This window comes from Moorena sp. SIO4G3 (assembly GCF_010692305.1).
Taxonomy (GTDB): Bacteria; Cyanobacteriota; Cyanobacteriia; order Cyanobacteriales; family Coleofasciculaceae; genus Moorena; species Moorena producens_A.
This window is the reverse complement of record NZ_JAAHIG010000314.1, coordinates 1-10,352: the sequence shown is the minus strand read 5'-3', so window position 1 is coordinate 10,352 and position 10,352 is coordinate 1. Positions and strand designations below refer to the sequence as shown.

The window sequence follows — 10,352 nt, the reverse complement described above, 5'->3', positions numbered from 1 at the left end:
CCCCCTCTCCCCCTCTCCCCATCTCCCCATCTCCCCATCTCCCCCTCTCCCCATCTCCCCATCTCCCCATCTCTTCATCTCCCCATCTCCCCATCTCCCCATCTCCCCATCTCCCCATCTCCCCATCTCCCCACACTGGGCGCGGCGCTATAACTAATCGCTAATAATCGGACTTCTTATGATCATCCTCAGACCAGACTGCACTGGCTAAGCCACTCCAGCAGATCATCTTCCATTTAGCCATGGATAGTTTAGGAATTTTAGCAACGAATAGCCAGTCAGAGTCATCTAGGTGCTCATAGATACCATCTTTGGCACCACTATGATTCAGCCAGCCCCAGCCAGAGATACCTTTATAGCCCCGGTGCTCCGTATCATCACCAAACCGGAAGGAGTATTCATGTTTACCGAAGTAGTCTACTAAATCAAAGGACTTGAACTTCTTAGACTTGATTGTCCCCTTACCCATGCCAATGTTGTACTTGCCATAGGCTTTCTCCGTGACATAGGCATCGTTGTCTTGATGTCCCACAACCTTGTAGCTAAAGTCGATATCCCAGTAGTCAGTTGTCCCTTTTTTGTAATTTTTCCCTTGTTTTTGTCCACCAAAGGCTTTTCCGTAGATGCGGATCTCACCTGTGCTGGTGTAGTCGAGGAATACCTCTGCGCCCTCGTACTCAAAATCAAAGGTATAGATATCTCTGGGATTACCAGTGAGCAGTCCATCAAGACGCAAGCCATAGGGTGGTGGACTGGCACTAGCACCAGGGTGATTGCAAAGTTGGAAGGTACACTTTTGTGGAGCAAATGTGGGCTTGAATGAGAAGGGAACTAAAAAATTGATCGGAATCTCAAACTCACAGTTGTAAGCGGATTCGTGGATATTTTCGTCAGGCATGATTTGCCCTCCATCAGGTAGTTTTGCAGGTAGTGTTAATCTCTCCCAATGGTCTCATAATTTACTAACAGGTTGCGGTACCCTTAAGGGTACCTTTTAGGTAACCTTAGCAGAATACTGATTAAGAAAATCCCCCTGACTTGATAAGTCTAGGGGGATTCGAGGAACTAATTTCTATGAACTAATTTAAAGCCAGCCGTCAAAGATCATTGTCAGAGATTAAGTGGTAACTGGTTCGGGAGACTCAGTAGCCGCTCCGTTCTCTTCGATCTCCATTTCTTCATACTTAGTAAAGCACTTACGCTTAGCAGCGACAGCTAGGTCAAGCACAATGGGTACTTCTAATTTGATGGGAACTTGGAACACACAGGGGTTATGGTATTTGTAAGGCATGGGTTTTACCTCTTGCTGTAATTAATTTCAATCAACACATTTATATAATGTCAAATCTAACTCTGGCTTGACAGTACCCTTGAGGGTACCTTTTAGAAACTGATGATAGTATCCCATAACTTAGCCTCGGTATTGGTGGGCATTGCCCATTTCATTTATAGGCTCACTAATTTTAATCTTCCTGAGCAATGCCCACCCTACGATTTTTATCTGGTTCAGTATTGGTGGGCGTAATTATCGATGAACCGTAAGCATTCAGCTATCAGCGTGTCGCGTATCAGCGTGTCGCGTATCAGCTATCAGCTATTGGCCAAGCTACGGAAACAGCTTTTTAATAAAAGAAGCTGACCCCTGACCCCTGACCCCTGACCCCTGACCCCTGACCCCTGAATGCTTACGATAAACCAATAAATAAAAACTCCTCCATCCTGAGGTCAGAATGGAGGATAAAGAGCAGATATAGGACTTACTTTATGCCCATAATTTAAAGCCAGCCGTCAAAGATTATTGTCAGAGATTGCTAAAGAGATTAAGTGGTAACTGGTTCAGCTGACTCAGTACCCGATCCGTTCTCTTCGATCTCCATTTCCTCATACTTAGTAAAGCACTTACGCTTAGCAGCGACAGCTAGGTCGAGCACAATGGGTACTTCTAATTTGATCGGAACTTGGAACACACAGGGTTTATCGTATTTGTAAGGCATGGGTTTTACCTCTTGCTGTAATTAATTTCAATCAACACATTTATATAATGTCAAATCTAGCTCTGCCTTGGCAGTACCCTTGAGGGTACCTTTTTTAAACTGATGATATTACGGGATAATTTACTCTTGATCAAGTCAATCTAATCACGGCTTAAGTCCCTGACTATTGGTGGGTTACGGCGGACAGATCTGTGGAAAGGTGAGCTTTTAAAATACTCGCCGCCTAACCCACCCTACGGGGCTGTAATTATCCAATAAATAACAAGTCCTCCATCCTGAGCTCAGAATGGAGGATAAAGAGGAAATATAGGACTTAATTTATGCCCAGAATTTAAAAGCCAGCCGTCAAAAGTAACTAAAGAGATTAAGTGGTAACTGGTTCGGGAGACTCAGTAGCCGCTCCGTTGTCTTCGATCTCCATTTCCTCATACTTAGTAAAGCACTTACGCTTAGCCGCTACAGCTAGGTCGAGCACAATGGGTACTTCTAATTTGATCGGAACTTGGAACACACAGGGGTTATGGTATTTGTAAGGCATGGGTTTTACCTCTTGCTGTAATTAATTTCAATCAACACATTTATATAATGTCAAATCTAACTCTGGCTTGACAGTACCCTTGAGGGTACCTTTTTTAAACTGATGATATTACGGGATAATTTACTCTTGATCAAGTCAATCTAATCACGGCTTAAGTCGCTGACTATTGGTGGGTTACGGCGGACAGATCTGTGGAAAGGTGAGCTTTTAAAATACTCGCCGCCTAACCCACCCTACGGGGCTGTAATTATCCAATAAATAACAAGTCCTCCATCCTGAGCTCAGAATGGAGGATAAAGAGGAAATATAGGACTTAATTTATGCCCATATTTTAAAAGCCAGCCGTCAAAAGTTACTAAAGAGACTAAGTGGCAACTGGTTCAGCTGGCTCAGGAGCCGATCCGTTCTCTTCGATCTCCATTTCCTCATACTTAGTAAAGCACTTACGCTTAGCCGCTACAGCTAGGTCGAGCACAATGGGTACTTCTAATTTGATCGGAACTTGGAACACACAGGGTTTATCGTATTTGTAAGGCATGGGTTTTACCTCTTGCTGTAATTAATTTCAATCAACACATTTATATAATGTCAAATCTAGCTCTGGCTTGACAGTACCCTTGAGGGTACCTTTTTTAAACTGATGATAGTATCCCATAACTTACCATCGGTATGGCTGGGCATTGCTCATTTAATTTATAGGCTCACTAATTTTAATCTTCCTGAGCAATGCCCACCCTACGATTTTTATCTGGTTCGGTATTGGTGGGTGTTATTATCGGTTAATGTCAAAAATAAAACTCCTCCATCCTGAGCTAAGAATGGAGGATAAAGAGGAAATATAGGACTTAATTTATGCCCAGAATTTAAAAGTCAGCCGTCAAAAGTTACTAAAGAGACTAAGTGGCAACTGGTTCAGCTGGCTCAGGAGCCGATCCGTTCTCTTCGATCTCCATTTCCTCATACTTAGTAAAGCACTTACGCTTAGCCGCTACAGCTAGGTCAAGCACAATGGGTACTTCTAATTTGATCGGTACTTGGAACACACAGGGTTTATCGTATTTGTAAGGCATGGGTTTTACCTCTTGCTGTAATTAATTTCAATCAACACATTTATATAATGTCAAATAATCCCCTGGCTTGACAGTACCCTTGAGGGTACCTTTTTTAAACTGATAATAAGATGGCATAACTTAGCCTCGGTATTGGTGGGCATTGCCCATTTCATTTATAGGCTCACTAATTTTAATCTTCCTGAGCAATGCCCACCCTACGATTTTTATCTGGTTCGGTATTGGTGGGTGTTATTATCGGTTAATGTCAAAAATAAAACTCCTCCATCCTGAGGTCAGAATGGAGGATATAGAGGAGAGATAGGACTTAATTTATGTCCAGATTTTAAAAGCTAGCCGTCAAAGATTACTAAAGATACTAAGTGGCAACTGGTTCAGGAGACTCAGTACCCGATCCGTTCTCTTCGATCTCCATTTCCTCATACTTAGTAAAGCACTTACGCTTAGCCGCTACAGCTAGGTCAAGCACAATGGGTACTTCTAATTTGATCGGTACTTGGAACACACAGGGTTTATCGTATTTGTAAGGCATGGATTTTACCTCTTGCTGTAATTAATTTCAATCAACACATTTATATAATGTCAAATCTAACCCTGGCTTGACAGTACCCTTGAGGGTACCTTTTTTAAACTGATGATAGTCTCCCATAACTTAGGGGTGATTATCGCTTAAGGTCTACAATAAAACTCCTCCCTCCTGAGCTCAGGAAGGAGGATAGAGAGGAGAGATATTACTTAATTTATGCCTATAATTTTAAAGCCAGCCGTAAAAAAATAATTTCAAAGATTCCTAAGGATAAAAAGTGGCAGACGGTTCGGCTGGCTCAGTAGCCCCTCCGTTCTCTTCGATCTCCATTTCCTCATATTTAGTAAAGCACTGACGCTTAGCACCTACAGCTAGATCGAGAACAATGGGCACTTCTAATTTGATCGGAACTTGGAACACACAGGGATTATGGTATTTGTAACCCATGGGTTTTACCTCTTGGTGCAATTAATTTTAATCAACACATTTATATAATGTCAAATAATTCCCTGGCTTCACAGTACCCTTGAGGGTACCTTTTCTGTTAAGGATGATTAAGATTAATTTATTTTAAGGATAGCATTTTGATCAATGCTATCCTTTAGTTTTTGCCGCTCCACCTACTTAATCATTAATGGGAGCACATTCGATATTGAGTAAATCGTCGCGAATCCATCCTTTGGCACCACTTACTGGAAAACCTACTCTGTGCCAACCATAACCAAAGCTGTCTATTTTGTAATCTGGTTCTGGAGGAGTTGCTGTCAGAACGTAGACATTATCACCCACTAAACCATAACCCAAGCTTCTATAATTAGTTCCTGCTCCAGAACGTAAGGTGATCCGAGAATTGGGGTTGGTAGCAGTTAGGGTGGCTCGACAGTGGGAACGCTCACTAGGAAAAGTATGCTGAGCAAAAGCCTCAGTTGTAGGAACGGTAACTGCAGCAGCTGTAGCTAGTAATAAGATTGCTTTTTTCATTTGTTTTCTCCAATCATCAATGTTTCTTATTTACTAGTAAAATAGAAATAACAGTTGGAGTGATTGGAGACAGTGCCACTTAATCAGTAGTCCTAACGCTGACATCGATAAAACCTTATTTTTCCATAGTTAACACCCTTGCTAGTACAGACAGTTGAGAAACTGGTCTATGGTGGTTTTGTGGGCGGGGAATAGGGAATAGGGAATAGGGAATAGGGAATAGGGAGTAGGGAGTAGGGAGTAGGGAGTAGGGAGATGGGGAGATGGGGAGATGGGGAGTAGGGGAGTAGGGGAGTAGGGGAGTAGGGGAGATGGGGAGTAGGGGAGATGGGGAGATGGGGAGTAGGGGAGATGGGGAGTAGGGAGTAGGGAGTAGGGAGTAGGGAGATGGGGAGATGGGGAGATGGGGAGTAGGGGCGGTTTCCTTTATCAACGACTGCATCAAGACAACCTATTTAAAGATACCAACTTAATCTAAGAGGACTTCTCCGCTATCTTCCCACACTTCCCTATCTCCCCACACTCTTCTCCCTGCTCCGAAGTCCCTGCTCCCTAAAAGCATGCAGGAGACTGGCAAAAAAAATCCCCTGGCTTGATCAGCCTAGGGGTATTGCAGGAATTAATTACTATGAACTAATTCAAAGCCAGCCGTTAAAGATTCCTTTCAAAGATGCCTGAAGGTACTAAGTGCCAACGGGTTCGGGTGACTCAGTAGTTTCGCTACCTTCGGCCTCAATGAGCTCCATCTCCTCATATTTGTCAAAGCACTTACGCTTAGCAGCGACAGCGATGTCGAGAACAATGGGTACTTCTAATTTGATCGGTACTTGGAACACACAGGGGTTATAGTATTTGTAAGGCATGGGTTTTACCTCTTGCTGTAATTGATTTCAATCAACATATTTATAGAATGTCAGATCTAACTCTGGCTTCACAGTACCCTTGAGGGTACCTTTTTTTTTGAGCTGATCAGATCATGGCCTCACTTAAGGGGATTATCCGTTAACCGAAAAATTAAAACTCCTCCATCCTGAGCTTAGGATAGAGGAGGGATAGGACTTAATTTCTGGCCAGAGCTTGAAACCCAGCGGTTAAATATTCCTGTCAAAGATTCCGACTCTTCCGCACTTACTATGCCAAACAGTTATTGAAAACGACTCCAAAGATAGCTAGAACTTTATTTTATACCTCAAAATTATAAACTAACTGGAAATAATGTCCAAAAATTTGGCATAGTACTAGTTTTGGACATCATAGAAAAACAACTTAGCATAGGGAGCATGTCACTTATGCAGAACATTTGTACTAAATCTTTAGCCCCCTCATGGGTTTAAGCTTGCTCTGATGGTAAATAGTTCATTTGTTCTGCAACGCAAGACCTGCTCCCCTTAGCATATAGCGTTTGTATTTGAGATGTAAACCTGTATATTTTTTTTTATTGTCTAATAAAACTCCGGAGCTCCTGTCCCTATTGGCTTTTGCTTATTATGTGCAAGCATTTTTCGGCAATTACTGTATTTACAACCTAGATAAAAACCCTATAACAGGTACGGAATATCCCGATCTTATGCTAATATATTTTGAAGTTAACAGGCACTATCGTTGAATTATCAGTATAGGAGGTTTAAGAGAAGTATGGTCAAAGTCTTGCGGCAAAAAATTCTTAGTTTGTGTTTAATAGCTGCTTTTTCCTTTCTAATGCCCTTGGCAGCTTATGGGGGAAACACAGCCAAGTCATTTGTAGCGTACAAGATAGAAGGTGATACTACTGTTGTAGCCAAAGCTGAAAACACTGTCACTGACTCCACAAGATGCAGCGGAGGTACTGTCGCGCCTACCATTGCTGCTGAATATGTTGATAATTATGGTGGTCATCACAATATCACTGCTAATCAGTGGAGCATCGGTAATAACCCCTCCTCAGACTTGATTTTTGACTACTGTAGCGTAGATAACCCCAAGGAGGTAATAATTGCACAGAACGGTCCCAACAATGAATATAATCCCAATTTGTTTAGTCAATTTAACTGGGTATCTTACGAGGGTAACCTCTGGTACTGTCAGGAAGTGTTTGATGCTCTAACTGAAGAAGATGCTGCTTCACACCCACCCGCTGATCCCAGTAATCCGCCAGCGGGTGGCTGCGGTCAAAGTAATTTTCCTTGGAGTCAATTGATTCCTGATTCACCTGATTTCGATTGACTTCCTCAAATTTGGCGCGCTAAATTTTTGAATCCCCTAAGTCTTATTCTACCGTTAATCATTATCATTAAGTCCAGTTTATTTAGAATAAGACTTGGGACTGAAACCCTTACTTGGTTAGGTTTTAATGGAAGCCGTAAAAAGTCAGTTTATAAATTCACCTTAAACCAATATTTTTTACCTGAAATATAATTCGTCGAACTAAGGTTAAACGAGATTACATATCAAATAAATCATGACCGTTTGATGGTAAAGTTTGACAAGCATCGATTTCAAAAAACGTATTGCTAGAATCGAAGAAATCTGTAGCTCCTATCGTGCAAGAGAAAGGGTGACTGATTCCAATCTGGAAAAAGTTCTGGGGTCCGCTATCTGGGTCTCCGTCGGTTGGATCTATGCGGCGAATTATCTCACCTGTCTGTGGATTAACTTCAGCAATAAACCCTTGCTGACCATTTCCACTCAAGTTTCCACCAGCTACCCAAAGATCGCCTTCTTCGTCAAAAACAAGCCCGGTAGCACTTAGCACTTGAGCTACGAACTCACCATCGTCATCAAAGTCAAGAGGAATTCCAGTTTGAATTGACTCATCTACATCATCGCTTAAAAAGCGTCGAATTTCTCCAGTCCTCTCTCCATCTGGATCTAGACCAATTCCTGTATAAAGGTTGCCAAAACTATCAAATCCTACTCCAGCAGAAGCACCAGGAATATCTTCAACGATAGTCTGGATATCACCTGTTGATAGCGACAGTTGTTCTACTTGGGAACCAGAAAAAGCGCCTTGAGGCTGAGTCCCCCGATTGATGAAAAGCTGATCCGATTGTTCAGAGCGGAAGCTAGCTGAAAAGTTTAAAGGAATATCGGCTATTAGCTCTGCCTCGCCACCTGTTATTGGTAAGGTAAAGATGTCGCCATTTGCACCTGTACTCAGAACAAAAAAGTCGGCGGTCGGCTCAGTAATAATAAAAGCTGGGGTAGCACCTTCAAACTCTGGTGGCAAAGTTCCTAGAAGATTAAAGTCCGAAGAACCTGGTTGACTCTGTACTTGTACTTCAAGACCATTAAAAGTAACTAACCTATTGTCAGGAAGAAAATCAAAAGTTGTAGAGAAAGAACCTGGAGCGGGATTTGGCAATGTCACATTCTGACTCGTCGTGAAGTCTGACTCAGTCAAAGTACTAGTATCAATTCCTCTGAGGGTTGCCAACACTTCATCACCGAAGAAAATATCATTGCCAGAGAAGGTGAGGTCGTTAAAACTTATGCCCCCAAACAACTCAATCACATCATTACGAAAATCTTCAATTGTATCTGTGCCTTCTCCGGCTGCAATAACAAAAGTATCTTTACCATTACCACCTTTGAGCAAGTCGTCTCCAGCACCACCAATTAATCTGTCTCGACCATTACCACCTTTAAGGGAGTCGTCTCCAGCACCACCGATTAAACTGTCTTGACCATTACCACCTTTAAGGGAGTCGTCTCCAGCACCACCGATTAAACTGTCTTGACCATTACCACCTTTAAGGGAGTCGTCTCCAGCACCACCGATTAAACTGTCTTGACCATTACCACCTTTGAGCAAGTCGTTTCCAGCACCACCAATTAAACCATCTTGACCATTTCCCCCAATTAAGGTGTCATTTCCTCCAAAACCAGAAAGAGTATCTCGACCATTAGCACCTTTGAGCAAGTCGTCTCCAGTACCACCAACTAAATTGTCTGAACCATTGCCGCCAATTAAGGTTTGATCATCATCAGCTTCATTAATAACTCCAATTGCATCTAAATCGAAACCTCCTCCTCCTGGTGATTGTGGAAAAGGGTCAAAAATAGGATTCCCCTTTGCATCGAGAAAAGCACCACTGCCTGGAATATCTACCAGCCGGACGAAGTTAATCTCGTTAAGATCCAACAAACCACTCTTTACTAAAGAATCTTTACTTAAATCTTCTAGATCGAAAGGAGTGCCAAACGAATCACCACTCACTTCGCCTGTAGTATTGTCTACAAAAGCATTATTGACATGCTTGCCTGCTAGATTAAAAATTTCTGTTGAGTCTACGACTCCAAACGAATCTACTGGTTCGGACGTTAGGGAAATACTAGGAAAGCGAGCAAAATTACTTCCGTCAGTAGAAACTTCGACATAAGCTAATTCAGCAAAAGTTCCTCCACCAAAATCGAAGCCGTTTTCAAATACAACAAAGTCAGCTCCCTTTCCATTACCAATTGGAACATCGAAGGTTAGTGTTATCTGACCTGGTGTGACTCCATCATCAATTTGCTCCTGGGAAAGTTCGCCTAAAGAAACTACGTCATCAAATTTAGCAGTAACTTCTCCTAAAGCTTTATTTGGATCTGAAAAATCGGCAATCACTCCTGGAGCAGGCGAATAATCCTCTACCCCTGTAGCAAAGCCCACAAAAATTGGATTGACAAAGTTTTTTTCTGTAACTTTACCTGGTCCATCGGAACCAACAAATCCGGGTACTCCTGGATCGAAAGGATTAGTTGGGTCGAAAGTTGATTTGGAAAATTTCATGCTAGTCTTCCTCTAAGACATATCTTTAGAACCTCCTGCCCTATCCGAACTTTGGGAGAGGTACTGGGGGTGAGGAGTACATAAGTTTGTCGCTTTGTTAATAAATACAGAACTTACGCAGCAAGTCTACCTTTAGGGTCTGTTAATAACGCACCCTACAAATTATATAGCATTTCTAATGGATCACCCAATCAGATCCACGCCATCACTGAAATCGGTAATCACATCTGAAGCGGTACGAGCAGCTACAATTCAATGTGAATCACCCTTACTTTCTAGGTTTAAGGTCATTTGATTGTGACATACTCCCACACGCTCATCAAAGATTACAGTGTGGGCTTCTTACCAACACCAGGTATCCCTTCGGTTACTCGGTAAGCTTTACTTGTGACGGGATGCCCCACCGCCAAATTCAATATATTGATCGCCGCATTTACATCTCTGTCAGCTACATAACCACAATGAGGACAAGAGTGGATGCGGTCTTTTAGTT

The 10,352-nt window shown here is 42.3% G+C and carries 14 protein-coding genes; 1 reads left to right on the top strand and 13 read right to left on the bottom strand.

Features of this window, described 5'->3' with window-relative positions; translation table 11 throughout:
• Nucleotides 1–160: 160 nt before the first annotated feature.
• The 11 genes from F6J99_RS34475 to F6J99_RS34425 form a co-directional block, all read right to left on the bottom strand.
• Complete coding sequence (locus F6J99_RS34475; protein WP_293119895.1) at nucleotides 161–898, bottom strand: hypothetical protein; 738 nt, start codon at nucleotides 896–898, stop codon at nucleotides 161–163.
• Between the two features lie 219 nt (nucleotides 899–1,117).
• A complete protein-coding gene (locus tag F6J99_RS34470) occupies nucleotides 1,118–1,291 on the bottom strand; it encodes a hypothetical protein (protein WP_293119893.1) in 174 nt (57 codons plus the stop codon).
• Nucleotides 1,292–1,820: 529 nt separating this feature from the next.
• Complete coding sequence (locus F6J99_RS34465) at nucleotides 1,821–1,994, bottom strand: hypothetical protein (protein WP_293119891.1); 174 nt, start codon at nucleotides 1,992–1,994, stop codon at nucleotides 1,821–1,823.
• Nucleotides 1,995–2,358: 364 nt separating this feature from the next.
• Nucleotides 2,359–2,532, bottom strand: coding sequence for a hypothetical protein (locus tag F6J99_RS34460; protein ID WP_293119889.1), 174 nt, complete (start codon nucleotides 2,530–2,532; stop codon nucleotides 2,359–2,361).
• Nucleotides 2,533–2,896: 364 nt separating this feature from the next.
• Nucleotides 2,897–3,070, bottom strand: a complete 174-nt coding sequence (locus tag F6J99_RS34455) for a hypothetical protein (RefSeq protein WP_168166521.1) — start codon at nucleotides 3,068–3,070, stop codon at nucleotides 2,897–2,899.
• A gap of 358 nt (nucleotides 3,071–3,428) precedes the next feature.
• Nucleotides 3,429–3,602 (bottom strand): hypothetical protein, encoded by a 174-nt coding sequence (locus F6J99_RS34450; protein ID WP_168166521.1) that lies wholly within the window; start codon nucleotides 3,600–3,602, stop codon nucleotides 3,429–3,431.
• Between the two features lie 358 nt (nucleotides 3,603–3,960).
• Entirely contained in the window at nucleotides 3,961–4,134 is a 174-nt protein-coding gene (locus tag F6J99_RS34445; protein WP_293119887.1) for a hypothetical protein, read from the bottom strand.
• Between the two features lie 258 nt (nucleotides 4,135–4,392).
• Nucleotides 4,393–4,575 carry a hypothetical protein gene (locus tag F6J99_RS34440; protein WP_070394475.1) on the bottom strand — a complete coding sequence of 61 codons (183 nt, stop codon included), beginning with the start codon at nucleotides 4,573–4,575 and terminating at the stop codon, nucleotides 4,393–4,395.
• A 177-nt stretch (nucleotides 4,576–4,752) separates the two neighbouring features.
• Nucleotides 4,753–5,109, bottom strand: coding sequence for an SH3 domain-containing protein (locus F6J99_RS34435; protein ID WP_293119885.1), 357 nt, complete (start codon nucleotides 5,107–5,109; stop codon nucleotides 4,753–4,755).
• Between the two features lie 115 nt (nucleotides 5,110–5,224).
• On the bottom strand, nucleotides 5,225–5,551 hold the full coding sequence (locus tag F6J99_RS34430) for a hypothetical protein (RefSeq protein WP_293119883.1): 327 nt from the start codon (nucleotides 5,549–5,551) through the stop codon (nucleotides 5,225–5,227).
• 241 nt (nucleotides 5,552–5,792) lie between these two features.
• On the bottom strand, nucleotides 5,793–5,972 hold the full coding sequence (locus F6J99_RS34425; protein WP_293119881.1) for a hypothetical protein: 180 nt from the start codon (nucleotides 5,970–5,972) through the stop codon (nucleotides 5,793–5,795).
• A 772-nt stretch (nucleotides 5,973–6,744) separates the two neighbouring features.
• Between F6J99_RS34425 and F6J99_RS34420 the strand changes: the two genes are divergently transcribed.
• Nucleotides 6,745–7,311 (top strand): hypothetical protein, encoded by a 567-nt coding sequence (locus F6J99_RS34420; RefSeq protein ID WP_293119879.1) that lies wholly within the window; start codon nucleotides 6,745–6,747, stop codon nucleotides 7,309–7,311.
• 217 nt (nucleotides 7,312–7,528) lie between these two features.
• On the opposite strand, the gene F6J99_RS34415 is transcribed toward F6J99_RS34420, so the two are convergent.
• A complete protein-coding gene (locus tag F6J99_RS34415; RefSeq protein WP_293119877.1) occupies nucleotides 7,529–9,859 on the bottom strand; it encodes a calcium-binding protein in 2,331 nt (776 codons plus the stop codon).
• 326 nt (nucleotides 9,860–10,185) lie between these two features.
• The coding region (locus tag F6J99_RS34410; RefSeq protein ID WP_365974611.1) for a zinc ribbon domain-containing protein at nucleotides 10,186–10,352 on the bottom strand (167 nt) is incomplete at its 5' end.

Excerpts from the sequence above, each read along its gene's own strand:
- F6J99_RS34475 (WP_293119895.1), bottom strand. The coding sequence starts at position 898 with ATGCCTGACGAAAATATCCACGAATCCGCTTACAACTGTGAGTTTGAG.
- F6J99_RS34470 (WP_293119893.1), bottom strand. The coding sequence starts at position 1,291 with ATGCCTTACAAATACCATAACCCCTGTGTGTTCCAAGTTCCCATCAAA.
- F6J99_RS34465 (WP_293119891.1), bottom strand. The coding sequence starts at position 1,994 with ATGCCTTACAAATACGATAAACCCTGTGTGTTCCAAGTTCCGATCAAA.
- F6J99_RS34460 (WP_293119889.1), bottom strand. The coding sequence starts at position 2,532 with ATGCCTTACAAATACCATAACCCCTGTGTGTTCCAAGTTCCGATCAAA.
- F6J99_RS34455 (WP_168166521.1), bottom strand. The coding sequence starts at position 3,070 with ATGCCTTACAAATACGATAAACCCTGTGTGTTCCAAGTTCCGATCAAA.
- F6J99_RS34450 (WP_168166521.1), bottom strand. The coding sequence starts at position 3,602 with ATGCCTTACAAATACGATAAACCCTGTGTGTTCCAAGTACCGATCAAA.
- F6J99_RS34445 (WP_293119887.1), bottom strand. The coding sequence starts at position 4,134 with ATGCCTTACAAATACGATAAACCCTGTGTGTTCCAAGTACCGATCAAA.
- F6J99_RS34440 (WP_070394475.1), bottom strand. The coding sequence starts at position 4,575 with ATGGGTTACAAATACCATAATCCCTGTGTGTTCCAAGTTCCGATCAAA.
- F6J99_RS34435 (WP_293119885.1), bottom strand. The coding sequence starts at position 5,109 with ATGAAAAAAGCAATCTTATTACTAGCTACAGCTGCTGCAGTTACCGTT.
- F6J99_RS34430 (WP_293119883.1), bottom strand. The coding sequence starts at position 5,551 with ATGCAGTCGTTGATAAAGGAAACCGCCCCTACTCCCCATCTCCCCATC.
- F6J99_RS34425 (WP_293119881.1), bottom strand. The coding sequence starts at position 5,972 with ATGCCTTACAAATACTATAACCCCTGTGTGTTCCAAGTACCGATCAAA.
- F6J99_RS34420 (WP_293119879.1), top strand. The coding sequence starts at position 6,745 with ATGGTCAAAGTCTTGCGGCAAAAAATTCTTAGTTTGTGTTTAATAGCT.
- F6J99_RS34415 (WP_293119877.1), bottom strand. The coding sequence starts at position 9,859 with ATGAAATTTTCCAAATCAACTTTCGACCCAACTAATCCTTTCGATCCA.